Source organism: Streptomyces sp. NPDC006385, from assembly GCF_040612485.1.
In the GTDB taxonomy this organism is placed as follows: domain Bacteria; phylum Actinomycetota; class Actinomycetes; order Streptomycetales; family Streptomycetaceae; genus Streptomyces.
Window position 1 is genome coordinate 198,500 of the sequence record NZ_JBEXQG010000002.1, and the last position, 19,301, is coordinate 217,800.

At 72.6% G+C, this 19,301-nt stretch carries 9 protein-coding genes and 1 tRNA gene; 4 read left to right on the plus strand and 6 right to left on the minus strand.

All coding sequences use genetic code 11. The features are described 5' to 3' along the window. The first annotated feature begins 151 nt into the window (after positions 1-151). Positions 152-236, plus strand: a tRNA-Leu gene (locus tag ABZ078_RS02375). A gap of 209 nt (positions 237-445) precedes the next feature. Continuing rightward, positions 446-1,054 carry a response regulator transcription factor gene (locus ABZ078_RS02380; RefSeq protein ID WP_356570789.1) on the plus strand — a complete coding sequence of 203 codons (609 nt, stop codon included), beginning with the start codon at positions 446-448 and terminating at the stop codon, positions 1,052-1,054. A gap of 6 nt (positions 1,055-1,060) precedes the next feature. On the opposite strand, the gene ABZ078_RS02385 is transcribed toward ABZ078_RS02380, so the two are convergent. From ABZ078_RS02385 to lanKC, 4 genes are all read right to left on the minus strand, one after another. Then, complete coding sequence (locus tag ABZ078_RS02385; RefSeq protein ID WP_356570791.1) at positions 1,061-3,037, minus strand: ABC transporter ATP-binding protein; 1,977 nt, start codon at positions 3,035-3,037, stop codon at positions 1,061-1,063. Further along, the gene (locus tag ABZ078_RS02390; protein ID WP_356570793.1) at positions 3,034-4,845 is read right to left on the minus strand and encodes an ABC transporter ATP-binding protein; all 1,812 of its coding nucleotides are present in this window, start codon (positions 4,843-4,845) and stop codon (positions 3,034-3,036) included. Before ABZ078_RS02390 ends, ABZ078_RS02385 begins: the two co-directional genes overlap by 4 nt. A 75-nt stretch (positions 4,846-4,920) precedes the next feature. Further along, positions 4,921-5,049, minus strand: coding sequence for a SapB/AmfS family lanthipeptide (locus ABZ078_RS02395; protein ID WP_356570795.1), 129 nt, complete (start codon positions 5,047-5,049; stop codon positions 4,921-4,923). A 6-nt stretch (positions 5,050-5,055) separates the two neighbouring features. Next, positions 5,056-7,668, minus strand: a complete 2,613-nt coding sequence (gene lanKC / locus ABZ078_RS02400) for a class III lanthionine synthetase LanKC (RefSeq protein WP_356570797.1) — start codon at positions 7,666-7,668, stop codon at positions 5,056-5,058. Positions 7,669-8,339: 671 nt separating this feature from the next. On the opposite strand from lanKC, the gene fusA reads away from it, so the two are divergent. Together fusA and ABZ078_RS02410 are read left to right on the plus strand one after the other, a co-directional pair. After that, positions 8,340-10,424, plus strand: a complete 2,085-nt coding sequence (gene fusA, locus ABZ078_RS02405) for an elongation factor G (protein ID WP_356570799.1) — start codon at positions 8,340-8,342, stop codon at positions 10,422-10,424. Between the two features lie 140 nt (positions 10,425-10,564). Beyond that, positions 10,565-12,226, plus strand: a complete 1,662-nt coding sequence (locus ABZ078_RS02410; RefSeq protein WP_356570801.1) for an N-6 DNA methylase — start codon at positions 10,565-10,567, stop codon at positions 12,224-12,226. 69 nt (positions 12,227-12,295) lie between these two features. On the opposite strand, the gene ABZ078_RS02415 is transcribed toward ABZ078_RS02410, so the two are convergent. Both ABZ078_RS02415 and ABZ078_RS02420 read right to left on the minus strand, forming a co-directional pair. Next, positions 12,296-16,342, minus strand: coding sequence for a DNA methyltransferase (locus tag ABZ078_RS02415; RefSeq protein ID WP_356570803.1), 4,047 nt, complete (start codon positions 16,340-16,342; stop codon positions 12,296-12,298). Further along, positions 16,342-19,296, minus strand: a complete 2,955-nt coding sequence (locus tag ABZ078_RS02420) for a helicase-related protein (protein WP_356570805.1) — start codon at positions 19,294-19,296, stop codon at positions 16,342-16,344. Before ABZ078_RS02420 ends, ABZ078_RS02415 begins: the two co-directional genes overlap by 1 nt. Positions 19,297-19,301 lie beyond the last annotated feature (5 nt).

Below are 19,301 nucleotides of genomic sequence, written 5' to 3' on the forward strand. Positions count from 1 at the left end.
CACAAGAGGTGAAGCCCCTTCCGGCCACCCCGTCTCTCGGCTCGCGTCGGCCGTCCGACGGACGGATATGCAGGTGAAGGGCACTCCGAAACCTTGGTATTGTTGTCCATGTCGCCGCGGGGAACACCCCGCGCAAGGCGGCAGACACCTAGTCCGGGTGGCGGAATGGCAGACGCGCTAGCTTGAGGTGCTAGTGCCCTTTATCGGGCGTGGGGGTTCAAGTCCCCCCTCGGACACAGCTCAGCTACAGATCATCACCAGTGTGCGGGTCGAGGGTTTCCTCGGCCCGCACAGCTGTTTTCCGCCGGCGCTTCCGGGCGACGGCGGCGTGTGGGCGGGGCGGCTCCCGGCAAATGGGCAGACGGGCGGAGATACTTCGTCAAGGCGTCATCGGAGCGACCGGGGCGCGCTACGTCTGGAGGCCGCGTCCGGCCGGGCAGGAGCGATGTTGATCCGTGTTCTTCTCGTCGAGGAGGCAGACCTGGTGCGCGGGGCGCTCGCGGCCCTGCTGACCCGTGAGAAGGACATCGAGGTGGTCCCGGCGTCACCGCAGCACAGCCACACGGTGTCGCAGGCGCTGTCGTACCGGCCCGACGTGGTCGTCATCGACGTCGACGGCAGCGACGACCGTGCCCTGTGCACCTCGCTGGAGCTGGCCGAGCGACTGCCGGAATGCCGGACCGTGCTGGTGGTCGGCTCGGCGACGCCCGAGTATCTGCGACGGGCGCTGGCCCGTCGCGTCGCGGGCCTCATCGGCAGGAACAGTCCCTGCGACATGTTGCCCCAAGGAGTTCGCACGGTGGCGTCGGGCGAGCGGTTCATCGACCCGGGACTGGCACTGCTGGCGCTGTCCTCGGCGGAGAACCCGCTGACCGAGAGGGAGCTCGAGGTGCTGCGGCTGGCGGCGGACGGCACGCCCACGCGTGAGATCGCCGACCGTCTGTCGCTGCGGGTGGGGACGGTGCGCAATCACCTGAACGCCGTCTCCAGGAAGACCGGGGCGCGCAACCGTATCGACGCGATTCGGATCGCTCGGGAGTCGGGCTGGTTGTAGGCGGGCTCATCCGATGACCGGGGACCCCGCGTCAGCGCCCGGCGTGTCGGCCGTCGCCCGGTCCCAGTGGCCGATCAGATCACGGTAGAGGGCGCAGTCGGCCAGCAGCTGGTCGTGGGTGCCCAGGCGGCAGCGAGGGCCGTCCATGACGAGGACCAGGTCGGCGCGCAGGGCGGAGCTGATGCGATGGGCGCACACGACCAAGGTGGAGGGACGGCGGACGAAGGCACGTTCGGCCACCGCCTCGGCGGCCGGGTCGAGATGGCAGGTGGCCTCGTCCAGCAGGACCAGCGGGGCGGGCGGCAGCAGAGCGCGGACGAGGGCGATCAGCTGACGCTCACCGGCGGAGAGCAGGGCTGGGTTCACGGGTGCCTCGTAACCGCCGAGGCGTTCGACGAGCGGTGTGGCGCCGATGGCCTGGACCGCCGTGTCCAGGGCGGGGCGCGTGGCAGTGGGGTGGAGGTAGGCGAGGTTCTCGCGCAGGGTGCCGGCGAAGACGTACGCCTCCTGCGGGATCAGCACGCGGGACAGGGAGAGCCGGCCGGTGTCCAGGGACCGGACCGGGGCACCGCCCAGGCGCACCTCGCCGGCCCGCGGTGGGAGCACCCCCGCCATGAGCGCCGCGAGTGTGGACTTGCCCGCGCCGCTGGGGCCGACGACCGCCAGGTGGGTGCCCGAGGCGAGGGAGAGGTCGAGATCCTGGACGACCGGTTCGGCGGAGGGGGCGTAGGCGAAGGTGACCCCGCGCAGCTCGACGCGGCCGTCGGAGGGGCGCGGGCCTGCCGGTGGCTCCGTCGTTGCCGGGGGTGGCGGAGCGGTGGCGCGCGGGCTTGCCGACCCGGAGGTGAGCGGAGTGTCCCCTGCGGTCGTGCCCGAGGCCCTGGCGGTGCCAGCTCCGGCGGATGCCCCCGAAGCCCCGGCGACACTGGTTGCTCCGGGTGCCCCCGAGGCCCCGGGGGCACTGGCTCCTTCCGACGGTCCCGAAGCCCCCGCCGCACCGGCTCCGGGATCCCCGGGCGCCCCCGCAACCCCAGGACCGGCCGTCTCCAAGATCCGCCCGACCGTGACCAGGAGCCACAGGCCGCTGCCGCCCAGCCCTTGGACGAAGCCGCGCAGTGCCGGTTGCAGGCTCTGGGCGACGTAGGTCAGCGCACCCATGATCGCGCCGGCCGTCACCCCGCCTCGCACCAGCCAGGGCGCACCGGCCAGGATGAGGACGATCGGCAGCCAGCCTCCGACGCCCAGGGCGGCGGTGCGCAGCGCGGTGAGCCGGGCCAGGGCGCGGGCCGCTCTCGCCGCCTCGTCGATACGGGCGCCGACCCGGTGGCGTACGACATCCTCGGCGCCGCAGGCCGTCACGTCCCGTAGGCCGCCTGCCACCCTGCTCACCTGCTCGGCGATGGCCTCGTCGGCGAGGACGACCGCCCGCTGCCGGGCCGCCATCGCCCGCAGGGCCAGCAGGAAGAGCACGAGCCCCGCCGCGAGGGGCGGCACGACGAACAGCAGGAAGGCGGGGTCCAGCGCGGCGAGCCCGAGCAGCACGCTCACCGCCGTGACCGCGAAGCTCTGCACGAACATCACGACCGCTCCGCAGGACTCGCGGGCGATCTCCACCTGCTCGGTCAACCGTGCCACGCCCGCCGTGTCGACGGCCTCCCCGAGGCGGGCGGAGCGGCGCAGGGTGCCGGTGGTGGCGAGGGTCACCAGGTCGTCGCGGAACGGCTCGACCACCCCGGCGAGCTGGAGCGTGGCCTGCCGGGTGCCCCAGGCACCGACGAGAACGGCGCAGGCCAGCAGGCCCAGCCAGCCGAGGCCCTCGGCGCTGCGGCCGGCGAGGAAGCCGCGGTCGACCGCACGAGCGACCAGCCACCCGGACAGCAGCGCGGGCACGGCCTCGACCAGCGACCAGCCGGTGAGCCGTACGAACTCCCGGCGCCGCGTGCGCACCGTGGAGCGCAGCAGGAGCCCCGGCCCCGGGCTCACCACCCGCCTCCGTCGCGTTCCGGTGCCGGTCGTCCCGGTGCCGGCTGCGGGCGTACGTCCGGTCGCGGCTCCCGGTTCGACCGCGCCACCCCGTCGTCCTCCGGCTCCGGCCGGAACACCGCCCGATACCCCTCCCGCGCCCACAGCTCGCGATGCGTTCCCACCGCCTGCACCCGCCCCGCGTCGAGCCAGACGACGACGTCCGCGCGGGCGGCCGTGGAGGCGCGGTGGGTCACGACGAGTCGGGTGCGGCGGGCGAGCGGGCCGGTGCCGGTCAGGGCCTGGCGGATGTGGTGCTCGGTGACGGTGTCGAGGCTGGCCGTCACGTCGTCCAGGACGAGGAGGCGGCCGTACGGGGCGGACTGGGCGAACGCGCGTGCCAGGCCGATGCGCTGGGTCTCGCCGCCGGACAGCGGGGCGGTGGCGAGCGGGGTGCCGTATCCCTCGGGCATGGTCCGGATGAAGGCGTCGGCGCGTGCCGCGGTGGCCGCCGCGCGCAGTTCCCCGGCCCCAGGTGCGCGCGGCCCGAATCCGATCGCGTCGGCGAAGGTGTCGCCCAGCAGCACCGGGCGTTCGAAGCCGTAGGCGACGGCCCGCCGCAGCTCCGCGCGGTCCAGGTCGCGCACCGGCACCCCGTCGAGCCGTACCTCGCCCTCCTCCGGGTCGGCCAGCCGTCCGGCCAGCGCGGCCAGCAGGGACTTGCCGGACCCGGAGCGTCCTACGACGGCGGTCAGCGTCCCCGTCCGCAGGTCGAGGTCGATGCCGTCCAGCGCGGCGCCGCCCTCGCCGGTGCCCACCGTCACGTCGCGGAATTCCAGCCGGCCGCCGCCCCCGCAGGGCAGGTGCGCGCCGCCGTACGCGACCGGTGGCTCGTCCAGCACCTCGGCGACCCGCCCCGCGGTGGCGCGGGCGAAGGCCAGTCGGTTCACCGAGGCCACCAGCGAACTCACGCCGGTGGCCAGGAGCACGTACCCGCTCGCCGCGAGCATCTGACCCGGTGTGATGCGGCCACGCGCGAGTTCCAGCCCGGCCACCGCCAGCACGGCGACCTCCAGCAGGGGGACGATCGCCGCGTCCCGTGCGGAGACCCGGGCGTACGCGTGCCACATGCCCAGGCCGTGGCGGTGGAGTTCGGGCAGCGGCTCCAGTACCCGCGCGGCCTCGCGGGCCGTGGTCCCGGCGGCCGTGATGGTGCGGATGCCGGTGAGGGCGTCGACGAGGCGGGAGGCGATGCGGCCCTGCACGGCGAAGTACCGGTCGTTGAGGTCGGAGACATCGCGGACGAAGGCGCGGACCACGAGGACGATCAGCGGCAGCCCGGCCACGAAGGTGAGGCACAGCCAGGGGTCGATGAGGGCCAGGGCCACCACGGCCCCGACCGGGGGGATCAGATCGGTCACCGCCCACACCAGTCCGGCCGGGGCGCTGCCGGCCCGGGCGGTGTTGCCCACCAGGCGGGCCACCAGGTCGCCGGGGGGATGACGGCGGGCGGCGGCAGCGCCCAGGTCGAGGACATGGCCGAGCAGGGTGTGCCGTAGCCATGCCGTCGAGTGGGCGTTGGCCACGGCGCCCGCGCAGTCGTCCGCGGCGTCACACACCACCAGCAGCGCGACGGTGACGGCGGTCAGGGTGAGCCACAGCGCCGTGTCCCCGCGCACCAGCATGGCGTCGACCGTGCGGCCCATGACGGCGGGCAGGAGAACGTAGGCCCCTGCCAGCAGCAGGGACGCGGTGGCCTGGACGCCGCCCCACGCACCGCCTCGCCGGACAGCCGCAAGCAGCAGACGGTCCGCTGCGCGTCGGTCCACCGGCGGCTCCCGTCGTCGTTTTCCGTACCGGCGAAGGGGCGGGGGCGCGCGCGGTGCCCCCGCCGTGGCGGTCAGTCAGAGGCTGACACCGCCGCAGAGCAGGCTGAGGATGCTGGCACAACCCCTGCTTGCCCGGCTTCCTGGCGGCGGGCGGTAACCGGCCTCGGACTCGATGGTCAGACCCTGCAGTTCGAGGAGCGACATGCGGGTTCACCTCCTCTCTCGCACTCGCACGGGGACGGGGAGGTCATGAGCGGGCGAGCCCGGTGTCAGGAACGGCAGTCCCGTGGGCCGGGAGTGCAGGGCGGCGCCGAGGGCCAGCAGGACGCCCGCGGTGCCGGTGGCCAGGTCCATGGACAGCCGCAGCAACTGCTCGCCGGGGAAGGCGAGTCGGCCGTCGAGCAGGCAGGCGTGGCGCTCCAGGTGTCGCACGTGGTCCGCGATCACGGGGTCGCGCGCGGCTGCCGTGCCGGGCTCGTGATCGCGGCTGAGGTGGAGGATCATGCCGGCCGTGCCGTCGAAGAGGCCGGGCTCGATGTAGAAGGGCGCCCGCGCGGCCCTGCGGATCGCCTCGGCGGCGGTGGCGAACTGCTCGTCCGGGCGGTGGGCGAGGTACTCGTCGAGGACCATGCCGATCCCGACGCTGCCGTCGGCGAGATAGGGCAGGGTGCGCCAGCCCTCGTTCACCTCCATCGACCCGTCCGGGCGCACGAGGCAGCGGCGCAGGTCCTGACGGAGCGCGGTGGCGGCCAGGTCGAGGAGAGCGGGGTCGCCGCTGTGCTCGTACAGGCGCAGGAACAGCAGTGCGGGACCGGACGAGCCGTACACCAGCCCCGCTCTCGGGTGCGCGCCGCCACTGGTCTCCGGCACGCCGTCGGCCGGGCCGAGGCGGTCGGCGACCGCTTCCGCCACTCGCCGGGCCGCGTCACGGCAGGCCGCGTCGCCGCTCGCCGTCGCGAAGTGCAGCAGGTTGAGCCCGATGCCGGACAGGCCGCCCCTGAGGTCCAGGGCCAGGGCCTCCCAGCGTTCGCCCAGGCACATGTCGAGGATCTTGACGGCCTCCTCGTGGTGCCCGAGGTGCTCCAGGACGTAGGCGACGCCGTGCAGCCCGTCGTAGAAGCCGAGGTGGGTGCCGGGTTCCGGGTGCAGCGCGTGCCGGACCAGCCAGTCCTCATGGTCGGGACGGCGTCCGGCGCCGGTCACCTCCAGCGCGTACAGCACGCCCGCCGCGCCGTGGGCCACGTCGAGGCCGCCGCCCGGGACCGTGAACTGCTCGATGTCGCCCGGGAACAGCCGGTCGTCGCGCTCGGGTGTGGCGGTGGCCCGGATGGCGTCGGCCATCGAGTTGCGGGCGCGCAGCCAGCCGGCGCGGTCCGGCTGGAGGCGGGGCCCGTCCTCCGCCCCGGCGGCCGTCCCGCCGTCGCCGGTGAGCGTACGGACGGCCTCGTCGAGGAACTGACGGGGCACCGGGAACAGCCGGGCGGCCTCCCTGGCGAGTTGCCCCGCCTTGCCGCCGTCCAGTTCGATCAGGCCGGTCAGCGGCATGAAGAGGAAGATCCGCAGACAGGCCAGCGCGTACCGGTCGATGTCGAAGCCGGTGGCCCCGGTGGGCGCGAGGAAGCCCGGCGCCGCGAGGACCTGGTGCCGCGCCCGCGCCACGTCCGAGGCGCCCTCGAAGTCGATCAGCACCACCCTGCCGTCGGGGCGGAGCAGCACGTTGTACGTGTGCACGTCGCCGATGACGATGCCCCGCTCATGGACGGCGGCGACCGCTTCCTCCACCTGCCGGTGCACGTCCAGGGCCCAGGAGGTGTAGTCGGCGAAGGCCGCCGGGCCGGCGTCCAGGGAGGCCGGCGGGAAGCGTTCGACGAACACCTCGTGCAAGGGCCTTCCCTCGACGAACTCCTCGACGAGGAAGTGGTGCCCGCCCACCTCGAAGTGATCGTGCAGTTCGGGTACGCAGGGCAGGCCGCGCAGCCGTTCCAGGGCCGCCCGCTCGCGCTCCAGCCGTGTGACGGCGTCCGCGCCGTCGGCGGTGAGTCCCGCGTGCGGCCGGGCCTCCTTCAGGACGACTCGCTGTTGGGTGCGCGTGTCGATCCCGGCGTACAGTCCACCGCCGTTGGAGAAGTGCAGCGCACGCTCGAACCGGTAGGGCAGGTCCGCCACGGTGGTGCGCCGGCTCTCGGCGAGATGCGGTTCGAGGAACCCGGGCAGCCGTACCCACTCCGGTACCTGGAAGGTGGGGCCGCGTACATCGGGGACCAGACGTCCGGAGGGATCCTCCACGGCCTGTTCCAGCACACCGTCGGCCGAGACGCAGTACCGGTCGGCGAAGGCGCCGTACCTGACGTACAGCGGACCGGTGCCCCAGCGCAGATCGCTGAGAATGTACGGCCCCTGCCGGCCGTCGAGGGCGGTGCCGAGCTCGGTGAGGACACGCTCGCACTGGGCCTCGTCGACGGGGTAGACGGTCACGAACTTCCCGCTGGAGCCGCGGTGCGCGTACTTGGCGTTGGCGAGGAACAGGGTCTCCTTGTCCGGGAGGAACTTGAAGGCGATACGGCGCGGGACGCAGTGGTCCCACACCGCGTCCAGGACCTCCTGCGCGTTGTCCAGGCACGCCGATACGTGGATCTTCCAGCCCTGCGGGGGGAAGGCCGCGCCGACGGGACGCCAGACCACCCAGTCGCCGAGTTCCTCGCGCGTCCATGACGCGGGGGCCGGGCGCGACGTCTGACGGAAGCGGCCGCGTGTACGGCCGTGGGTCGGCGTGTCGTAGAAACGTGGGTGGGTGAGGCAGTACACCTCGTACCGCTTGTCCACGGAAAGCCTCCAGTAGGGCTCGCTGTCCCTCTCAGCGGTGCCTCGCGCGCGGCGGAGCGGGTGGCGGGGACGGGCGGGCCCTGCTGCTGCGGCCGCCTGGCCTGCGCCTTTCTCCTCTCACCATGGCAGAGCAGGGAGGTGTGGACATCGATCGTCTGTCACCGCGAGCCCATGAGATTCGCACGACCCGCCTGGACGAATCACACGCCCCGCGGCGTGCGGACGGGGCGGCGCCCTCCGCGTTCCGCGCCGGGGACGGCCGGTGATCCCGAGTCTCCGACGAAGCGCGCCCGACCGCACCGGCCGGGAAAATCGCGTGCTCCGACCCTGCCCCGCTCCCTACACTCGCGGCATCCACCACGCGCCGCCCACCGATCGGCGGCGCGTCGTCGTGACGAGTCGAGGGGAGCCGGGCCGTGCGTGACCGCACCGCAGCCGTCGTCTCCCTGTGCCGGTACGAGGTGATCCTCGTGTCCTCGTCCGCCCGGTGCCCGCTGCGCGGCCGGCACCGGACGCCCGTGACGAACACCTGAGAGCGCCCGAGTACGTCAACCTGCCTGACCCTACGTCGATCTGACGTGCGGTCAGATCATGCTCGCGTGCGCCGAAGCACCGTCCGGGAATCGCGCTGACCCCTTTCCGTTTCCGGAACATCCGAAAGGCCAAGGGCCGTGCGCACCAACCTCAACCCCCTCGCCGTCGTCCGCAACCTCGGCATCCTCGCCCACGTCGACGCCGGCAAGACCACCGTCACCGAGCGGATCCTGTACGCCACCGGCACCACGCACAAGCGCGGCGAGGTCCATGACGGCACCACCGTCACCGACTTCGACCCACAGGAGCGCGATCGCGGCATCACCATCTTCGCGGCGGCGGTGAGCTGTGCCTGGGACGGGCACCGGATCAACCTCATCGACACCCCCGGGCACGTCGACTTCGCCGACGAGGTGGAGCGTGCGCTGCGCGTCCTCGACGGCGCGGTCGCCGTGTTCGACGCCGTCGCGGGGGTCGAGCCGCAGAGCGAGTCGGTGTGGCGGCAGGCCGACCGGCACGGCGTGCCGAGGATCGCCTTCGTCAACAAGCTGGACCGCGCGGGAGCCGACCTCGACACGGCGGTCGCCTCCATCCGGGAACGGCTGCACCTGGCGCCGCTGGTCGTGCAGTTGCCCATCGGCGCGCAGGACGCGTTCCGCGGTGTCGTGGACCTCGTACGGATGCGGGCGCTGGTGTGGCCGGACGGTGCCGACACGGTCGTGGAACAGCCGGTTCCGCAGGAGTTGCGGGAGGAGGCCCAGCGGCGTCGGCGGCTCCTGGAGGAGTCGGTGGCCGAACTGCATGCCGGCGCGCTGGAGGAATTCTGCGCCCGGTCGGCGCTCTCGCCGGACACCCTCGTCACCGCCCTGCGCGACCTGACCGGCAGCGGCGAAGGCGTGGTCGTGCTGTGCGGCTCGGCCTACCGCAACCGCGGGATCGAGCCGCTGCTCGACGCGGTCGTGGCGTACCTGCCCTCCCCGCTCGACGTGCCGGCCGTGCGTGGCCTGCGCGACGGCGTCGACGAGGAGCGGCCGGCCGACCCGTCGGCACCGTTCGCGGCGCTGGCGTTCAAGGTGACCGCGACGCGGACCGGGCGGCTGACGTTCCTGCGCGTGTACGCGGGAACGATCGAGAAGGGAGACACCGTGCTCGACGCGGGGGCGCGGCGCGGCGAGCGGATCGGGCGGATCCTGCGCGTGCAGGCCGACCGTCACGCCCAGGTGGACCGGGCGGTCGCCGGGGACATCGTGGCCGTGGTCGGCCTGAAGTCGGCGCGCCCCGGGGCCACCCTCTGCGCACCGCACGCCCCGCTCGTCCTCGAACCGCCCGGTGTGGCCGACCCGGTGGTGTCCGTGGCGGTCGAGGCACGCAGGTCCGCCGACACCGACCGGCTGGCCTCGGCGCTGGCACGGCTGGCCGAGGAGGACCCGTCGCTGGCCGTGCGGACCGACGCCGAGACCGGGCAGACGGTGCTGTCCGGCATGGGCGAACTGCATCTGGAGGTCGCGGTGGAGAAGATCCGGCGGGACGTCGGACTGGACGTCAACGTCGGCCGCCCCCGGGTCTCCTACCGGGAGACGGTCGGCCGCGGGGTGACCGGCTTCGTCTTCCGGCACGTCAAACAGGACGGCGGGGCAGGGCAGTTCGCGCATGTCGTCCTCGACGTGGAGCCGCTGGAACGCCGGGACGGTCAGGACGGGCTGGACGCCGACCAGGCATCCGCCGGCTTCGAGTTCCGCTCGGCCGTCGTCGGCGGTCGGGTGCCGCAGGAGTACGTCCGTGCCGTGGAGGCCGGCTGCCGGGACGCCCTCGCCGAGGGGCCGATCGGCGGTCACCCGGTGACGGGGCTGCGCGTCACCCTCACCGACGGGGCGACCCATGTGAAGGACTCCTCCGACACGGCCTTCCGCACGGCCGGCCGACTCGGCCTCCGCGAGGCCCTGCGCACCTGCGCGATGGTCCTCCTGGAGCCGGTCGTCGAGGTCACGGTCACCGTGGCCGAGGACGCGGTCGGCGCGGTCCTCGGCGACCTCGCGGCACGGCGGGGCCGGGTGACGGGCTCGGCCACGCGGGCGGGCGCGTCGATCGTGACGGCGACCGTGCCGCTGGCCGAGCTGTTCGGCTACGCGACCCGGCTGCGCAGCCGGACGCAGGGGCGTGGCACGTTCACGGCCAGGCCGACCGGGTACGCGCCGGCGCCGGTCACCGCGGTGTCGCGGTAACGGGTGGGGCCGCCCGCGGGAGGTGCGGGCACCACGAGGGTGTACACGTTCGTACGACTTTCAATGAATGCGGCGTGTGTACATTGTCAACGCCGTACACCATCGAGGGTCGGTCGCGGACCCCGTGTACGGTTGCCCGCATGGCAGACGAGGCGGCCCCACCAGCCGGCGGACCGCTGGTCACCGGCTCCGAGATCGCTCGGCTCGCGGGCGTCACGCGTGCCGCTGTCTCCAACTGGAGGCGGCGGTACGACGACTTCCCCGCGGCCGCGGGCGGCGGGGCGAACAGTCCGCTGTTCCGGCTGGCCGAGGTGCAGGCCTGGCTCGACAAGCAGCGCAAGGGGCAGGACGTCTCGCAGGAGGTGCGGCTGTGGCAGGCGCTGCGCGGGGCCTACGGCGACGAGATGATCGGTGGACTCGCCGATCTCGCCCAGTTCCTGGCGGGCGGCGGACCTGCGGCTCCGGACACCCTGCCGTCGGATGTGGCCGGACTGGCAAGGGGCCTGGCGGAGAGCGGTTCCGCGCAGGACGTGGTCGACGCCCTCGCCGATCGCTTCACCGACTCCGTTCGCCGGGCCGGATCGGACCAGGTCACCGCACCGCGCATCGTGCGCGCGGTGCGGCACTTCGCCGGTGAGGTGGCGGCCGACGCGACCGTGTTCGACCCGGCCTGCGGTATCGGCAGCCTTCTGCTGGCCATGGGACCCGACCACGGCCCACGACGCTGCGGTCAGGAAGCCGACGGTCGTAGCGCTCGCTTCGCGCAGTCGCGTGCCGATCTCACCGGGCGCGGCGGCGTCGACATCGCGCACGCGGACTCCCTGCGGGACGATCGCTGGGCGGATCTCCGGGCCGATCTCGTGGTCTGTGACCCTCCCGTCGCCGACCCGGACTGGGGGCGTGACGAACTCCTCCTCGACCCCCGATGGGAACTGGGCACACCGTCGCGTGCGGAAGGTGAACTCGCCTGGCTGCAGCACGCCTACGCGCACACCGCGCCGGGCGGCGCCGTGGTGATGGTGATGCCCGCCTCCGTCGCCTACCGCAAGGCCGGCCGCCGTATCCGGGCCGAGCTCGTACGACGCGGGATCCTCACCCAGGTCATCGCCCTTCCGCCCGGATCCGCGGCCTCCCACGCCCTCCCCGTGCACCTGTGGCGGCTGCGCCGGCCGCCCGCTGCGGGTGATGCCGCGACGAGCGTCCGCATGGTCGACCTGACGGCGAACGAGCCGGACGGCCGCCTCGACCCCGAGCCCCATCAAGTGGCGGACGTGCCGCTGATCGACCTGCTCGACGACACGGTCGATCTCACTCCCGGACGCCATGTCGAGGAGTCCCACCGCGACTACGCGACCGAATACCTGGAGGTGCGCAGGGAACTGGCCCACCACGTGCGCCACCTGGCCGAGCTGCTGCCGGCGCTCAGCGCGGGTGACGGCCCCGGCGCACTGGAGGGAGCCTCCATCAGCGTCGCCGACCTCGCCCGCGCCGGACTGGTGGCATACGGGGATCCCGAGCCGGTCTCCGTCAGTGACCAACTGGACACCGATTTCCTCCGGGGATTCCTGCGCGGCACGGCGAACACCCGGCGCTCGACGACGGCCAGTGGCTCCTTCCGACTCGACGCCAGGGGCGCCCGTGTCCCCCAGATGGACATCGCCGAGCAGCGTCGGTACGGCGCCGCGTTCCGCGCGCTCCAGGAGTTCGAGGAACGGGCCCGGCGCGTGGCGGAGCTGAGCGGACGGGCGGCTTCCCTGGCCCGGGACGGCCTCGGAAACGGTGCGCTCTCGCCGGAGGCGTGAGGGCCGGACGCGTGAGGGCCGGACCGGTCGGCGGCGGTGAGGGCGAGGACCCCGGCGCGCGATCGGCTGTCAGGCGGGGTGACGGGGGCCGTGGCCCGGGGGCGGGACGAGGGTGGAGACGTAGGTGTCGCCTTCGACGAGGGGGTTCACCGGAGAGAGGCGGGCGGCGGCCATGCGGTCGTACTCGGCCAGGATCAGCTCCTTGGTGCGGTACGTGCCGTACTTGGCCCCGTCCTTGCGGCGGATGATGGGGAAGGTGCCGAGGATGTGATCGACGTCGTCGCGGGACACTCCGTAGAGGTGGAAGAAGAGGGCGTCGAGTTCGGCGCGGATGTGCTTGCGGCGGGTCTCGTCCCAGCGGAAAGGGCCGCCGGTGTCACCGAGGTCCGTGGCCAAGGGGCGCATGTCGGCAGCGGTGTAGGAGAGTTCGAGAACGCGGGGCGCGATGAAGTCGGCATGGGCTGTCAGCTGCTTGGGGCTCAGCACCGGAAGCTGCTGGGTGATGAAGAAGTTCAGGTGAGTGCCGCCCACCTTCAGCCGTGTGGTGAAGTCGAAGACCAAGGCAGAGGCCAGCGCCGCGAGGCTCGCCGCGTGGACCGCGTCCACCGCGGCGAGAGCGGAGACCGGAAGGTTGTTGCCCACCGCCGCCCGGGGGAACAGTCCGACGATCGCCGTGCGCTCATCGGTGGCCCGGCAGATGTCACGCCAGCCGAGCAGCCAGTCGCGCTTCCAGCCCTTGGCAGCCAACTTCGTGCCCACTTCCCGTTCGTCCACCCAGTAACGGGGCAGCGCCACCGCCGCCGCGTCCTGTTTCTCCCCCGGTGAGAAGTCCCGTGTGGTGCCGTCCGGCCCATAGGTGGCCCAGCGGTGGTCATAGTGGTGCAGCATCTTCGCCTCGTACAGCGGCAGCATCCTGTCCGCACCCTTGGTGAAGACGTTGCCCGTCAACTGCCAGCCAGCGGCTTCCAGTTCCTCCCGGGAGCGGAAGAGGTGGGAGTCGTTGGACATGTGGAACATCGTCATGAACGACACGCCCCACGGGTTTCCGCCCGTCTCACCCTCCTTGATCAGAACGGGGACGCGGCGGTAGATCCCCAGGGTGATCTCCGCGTCACGGCGCGAGCGGAACACCGGGCAGGTGCCCGTGTTGGGGTTGAGGAGGGTGATTTCCTCCGGGGTGAGCCGGAAAGCCTTGTCCGCGTCGTCCAGTTCGGACGGGTCGTGCAGGAAGAAGGCGAAGCGCGCGGCTGGTTCGCGCAGAGAGCGGCCCGCGACGGACAGGATGCTGAACTTGAACGAGCGGTGCACACCCGGGAAGAGGGGCGCGGCGTTCTCGAAGTCGTACAGCGCCGCCAACGCTCCCGTGTGCACCAGCTCCCTGAAGAAGAACTGCGTCGTCGCATCCGTGGCGACACCCGTCGGCACGATGACACCCATGCGGCCGCGCGGGCCCGTCAGCAGTCGGTCGGTCTCGGAGAACACCGCGTACGTGTTGATGTCACCGCGACCCGTCAGCGGGTAGCGGCCACCGTTGCGCAGGAAATGGCTCTCACCCTCCGCCTTGCGCTTGACCGCCTCGAACTCGGCGTACAGTTCCTGCCCGCTCGGATCCTCCTTGAGCTCGGCGATCAGCTTCTTGCGAGCGGCCGCGGTCGTCGCCGTCGCGATCGCCGTGTCGCGCTGTGCGAAGAACTCCTGCTCCTGCAGCTTTATACGCTCCCACGGCGGGTTCCCCACCACGCAGTCGAACCCACCGGCCCACCCGGTGGCGTCGTCGACTCCGGAGGCCGGCGCGCCCGGCTCCGGGACGGAGAACACCTCCGGGAACTCCAGGTGCCAGTGGAAGAACCGGTACCGGTCCCGCAGCCGCACGACCTCGTCGTGGGTCGAGCGTGGCGCGGCGTCGCCCGCCGGGTCCTGGAGGGCGCGGAAGACCTCGTCGGTGACGGCGGGTGGCGCGTCGGCCGTCTTGTGCCACACGAACGCCGCACACCAGGCGTCGGCCACGTGCAGGGCGCGTACGTACTCGGCCGACTCGGCCCAGTCCCGGTATGCCGCCTCCTGCCGACGTACGTCGGCCAGGGTGTCGGAGGAAGCACCCGTGATGCGCCGCAGGCCGGACGCGAAGGCGGTGTTGGCCACCTTCGCCTCCCCGCCCAGGTCGAACAGGCCGCTCTGCCCTAGGCGTTCGGCCCTGTTCTGCTTCTCAAGCGCTTTCGCGAACTTCTTGTCGTCGCCCTCGATCGGCTTCAACGCGGCGTCAGGTACCCCGTCGCCCAGCAGTGCCGGCGTGGCTCCGATGAGCGCGTTGCCGTGCTTGACGTGCGCGTCCAGGAAGCTCAGCGGCTTGCCCGGCTCCAGCGCCTCCAGCCACAGGGACACCTTGGCCAGGTCCACGGCCATGCGGTTGAGGTCGACACCGTAGACGCAGCGGGAGACGACCTCGTGCAGCGCGTGGCGCACCGCGTCCAGCGTGGGCTCCGGATTGCGCTCCCGGACCGCCGCGACCCGCTTGGCGATACGACGTGCCGCCGCCACCAGGAAGTGCCCGGAACCGCATGCCGGGTCGCACACCGTCAGCGACAGCAGCTCGTTCACGATCGCGTCCGCCGGGTCGGTCGCCCCGGACCGCGCAGCCGCGTCCTGGCCACGCTTGACCGCGTCCTCGATCACCGGGTCCAGCGTGGAGTTCAGCAGGCACTCGATGAGCGAGGACGGCGTGTAGTAACTGCCCGTCGTCTTACGGGTGTTGCCGACGACCTCGACGAGCGCGAACGCGCGGTCGGCGGCGCTGTACTTGGGCTCCAGCTCCAGCAGGGACTCGTAGACCGACCCCAGCTCCTCCGCGTCGAGATGCCGGTAGTCCACCGCCCGCCGGCGCCCCGAGCTGCCGTCCCGGACCTGGGACAGGTGCCGTACGGCCGTCAGCAGGGCCTCGTTGGAGAGCTTCAGGTCGCGCAGCGGCGCGTCCGCCTCGGTGTCGTCGAACAGGCCGCCGAGGCCGGGAAGCCCCAGCTCCGGGCGGCCCTTCTCGTCACCGAGTCCCGTGAGGACGATCCGCAGCGCCTCGTACAGGTCGCCGTGCGCCGTGCCCCGCCGGTTCCTGGCGTGGGCGCGCAGGCGGGCCGACGAGAAGTACGTCCGGTACCGCCGGCGCGCGATCGCGTCCGCATCGGGTGACAGCAGTGCGTCACGGTCCTCGGCGACGAAGACGAACAGCAGTCGGTAGACGAGGCGCAGCAGAGCCGCCTGGAGGGCCTTCGGACGGACGTTCTCCCGCAGGGCCGTGTTCTGCGGGTGCCGCAGGAAGCCGGTGCCCAGCGCGGTGATCGCCTCCTGCACGCCCTTGCGGAGCTGGTCCAGGGCGCGCGTGCCCGAGGCGATGGCCTCCGTACGCCACTTCTCCAGCCAGCAGGACGACGGCGCCGGACCCTCCGACACCTCGAACCGCGAGGCGTGCAGCAGCCGGTACAGGAGCACGAACTCGCTGAACAGCTCGCCGTCGAAGATCGATTCGAGGTCGAACTCGACGTACGACGCCGTGGCGAGCGCGTTGGAGTCGCGCAGCAGGCGCAGCCGGCGGCCGTTGGTGAGCAGGCCCCACAGGTGGGCTTCGGTGCGGTTCAGGCACTCCTGGAGCATCGACTGCGGCGGCACCGCGCCCGCGCCCCCCGGCCGCTTGTCGAGGTCGCGGTTCCAGGCCGTCTGGTGGATCAGGGCGTGTTGCCAGCGATGGGAGACCGGGAACCTCTTCTCCGCTTCGGAGTCCGCCGTGATGCCCGCCGCGTCGATCCGCGTCAGCCGGCCGAAGCCGAGCTCCCGCCAGAGCGGGGTCAGCCAGTCGCTCTCCGCCAGACCGGTGGAGTCGGTTGCCGGGACGCCCGTCCGGCGGTCCTCCGGCAGCCGTTCGCGCAGCTCGCGCCACAGCGGCTTGAGGTACTCCCAGCTCCGCTCCGCCTCGTCCCGCACCGAACGCGACGACGGCAGGCCGTAGTCGGCGGGCCTGGAGCCGGGAACGTCCTTGCCCTCGGAGATCCTCAGCAGCATGTCGGCCGGCAGCAGCGCCCCGACGGTGTGGACGGCGGTGAACACCTGGGTGCGGGTGGTGGCGGACATCAGGCGGACGCTCCAGCGGGGACAGTTGCGACGGAGGCGACGGAGGCGGTGGCGGGCAGGTAGACGTAGGTGCCGAGGATGTCGGCCGGCTTCTGGGCCGTGACCGACAGACCCCGGACGATCTCGCCGGAGGCAGCCCGCACGCGGCGGTGGGCCGCGTCCAGCTCGACGGCGAGCTCCTCGCCGTACGCCTCCAAGGGGCCGTGCACATCCGGCAGTTGACCGAGGATGCGCGTCATCGTGCGCTCCCCGAAGTGCGGGTCGGTGTTCTCCGCCGCCGTGGCGTGCAGCAGCTCGACCGCACGCTCCGACGGCAGCCACACCGCGTTCCTCGGCGCTCCCTCGAACGCCAGCAGCCGCGCGTCCTCGGCCACCAGCTGCCGCTCCCCGCTCCGGGAGGGCAGCGTGAGGTGGAAGCGGTACCGGACCAACAGCAACGTCGTCCTCGTCCGCACCGCGTCCGTCGTGATCACCCCGCAGCGGCGTGCCGGGCGTGTGCCCTCCGCCCGGGTGTCCAGGGCCGCGTTCAGGACGTGGGACGCCAGCGCGCCCACCACCGGGTCCGTACGGACCAGCGCCGCCTCGCCGCGCGCCACCGCCGGATCGCTCCGGAACGGGATCGGGCGGTCCTTCTCGATCAGCTCCGCGCCCACGGCCGGCGCGAGGGCGTCCCGCAGACCCGCCGGAGCGCCGCCGACCTGGGCGGTGAAGTCGTCGCCGTCGCCGCGCAGCACCGCTCCCAGCGCGCCCAACGACTCCCGTACGAACGTCCTGATCTCGCCCGCGCCGCCCAGCGCCTGACGGATCGAGGCGACCTCGCGGGCCACCTCCTGCGGATGGATCGAGCGCTGCGCGAACCGGGAGCGGGAGGTGCGCTCCCGCTCGGCCGCCGAGTTCCAGTCGCTGTCCAGCTTCGCCTTGCTGACCTTGAAGGCGTCCGCGCCGAACAGGGCGTCCTCGTTCTCCCGGCCGCGCATCAGCAGCCACTCCACGATCGCGTCCGTCACGCCGGTCGACAGCTCGTCCGGCACGGACACGGAGATGCCCAGGTCCTTCTTGATCTGACGGTGCTTCTTGATGAGCACTTCCAGGACCTTGCCGTCGATGCCGTTGTCGTCGCCGTACAGGGTGATGACCCGGACCTCGTCGCGGCGCTGGCCGTAGCGGTCGACGCGGCCCTCGCGCTGGTCGTGGCGGGTGGGATTCCAGGCGAGGTCGTAGTGGACGACCGCGTCGAAGTGGTGCTGGAGGTTGACGCCCTCGGAGAGGCAGTCCGTGGCGATCAGGACCCTGCGAGCCGCCGCGTCCTCGCCGGCCTCCGCCGCCAGTGCCTCGATCCGCTCGACGCGCTGCTGCGGGGACAGCTCGCCGGTGACCGCCTTGACGACCGTCCTGGCGCCGAGCGGGCCGCGCTTCTTCTTCTCCGGGTCGTTCTCCAGTTGCTCGGCCAGGTACTTCGCCGTCGGGATGTAGCGGCAGAAGACGATCGGGTGGTAGCCGTCGGCCAGCAGCGCCCTCAGGTGCCTGATCAGCGCCTTCAGCTTGAGATCCTTCTCCGGCCCCTCCAACCGCGCGGCCAGCTCGGCCAGTTCGGCCAGGCGGGACTTGACGGGTCCGTCGTCCGTCTGCGCTCCCGGCGCCACGTCCATGCCCTCCAGCGCGTCGCTGTCCGCCGCGTCGCTGTTCAGCGGGGCACCCAGCTTGTCGGCCTCCTCGGCCGACGCGGCGATCGCCGCCGCCGAACGCGTCGTCAGGGTCTGCGCGGCCGCCCGCGGCGACGACACCAGCGACCGCAGCAGCGCGATCGCCGACCACCAGGCGATCCGGGCCTCCCGCCTGCCCCGGCCACCCGCCTCGTCGACCCGTTCACTCGCGTACGCGATCGCCTCGTCCAGCAGGGCCCGGTACTCCGGGGACAGCTTGTACGTCTCGTCCTTGAAATAGCGGTCCGACGGGAACGCGGTCCGCTCCGCGAGCGAGTCGTCCGCCAGGCCGTCCTCCTTCGTGAGGTACTGCCGTACGTCCGCCCGCTTGCGGGCCACGAAGTGCTGGGCGAGCAGCTTCCTGCCCGCCTCCGACTCCAGGTCCACATGCGCCAGCTCCGGCCTGACCAGCCCGAGCAGGTTGCGGAAGGCCGACTCCTTGCCGCTGTGCGGGGTCGCCGTCACCAGCAGCAGATGCCGGTCGGTGTCCTTCGCCACCCGGCGCAGCAACTCGTGGCGCAGCTGGCTCTGCGCGCTCGCGGAGGTGTCGTCGGCGGTCACGCACGTGTGCGCCTCGTCGACGATCACCAGGTCGGGGCAGTGACGCACGAAGTCGTCGCGGTGGCGCGGGGACTTGATGAAGTCCGTGGAGACGATCACGTTCGGGTACCTGTCGAACAGCGACTGGCCCAGGTCCAGGCCCCGCTCCAGACGGGACACCGTCGACGCCAGCACCAGCTCCGCGTCGATGCCGAACTTCCCGCGCAGCTCCTGCTGCCACTGCTCCGCCAGCGCCGGGGAGCACAGCACCGCGAGCCCCGTCGCCTCGCCCTGAGCGAGCAGCTCGCTCGCGATCAGGCCCGCCTCGATGGTCTTGCCGATACCGACGTCGTCAGAGATCAGCATGCGGACCGTCTTCTGGCGCAGGGCCATCAGGAGCGGCACGAGCTGGTACGCGCGCGGTTCCACCGCGATGCCCGCGAGCGAGCGGAACGGGCCCGCGCCCGAGCGGAACCCCACCCGCAGGGCCGTGCGCAGCAGGCCCGCCGCCCGCTGGTCGCCGAGGTCCGTCGGCTCCGGTGGCGCGAAACGCGCCTCCTCGACGGGCTCGAACGGGAACACCGCCGCGATGTCGTCGTCCGAGCCGCCCAGCGGGCGCAGGACGAGCAGGTCCGGCTCGCTCTCGGGGAGCACCACCCACTCGCGGCCACGGGCCTTCACCAGGGATCCGGTGGAGAACGTGAATGCCATAGCGA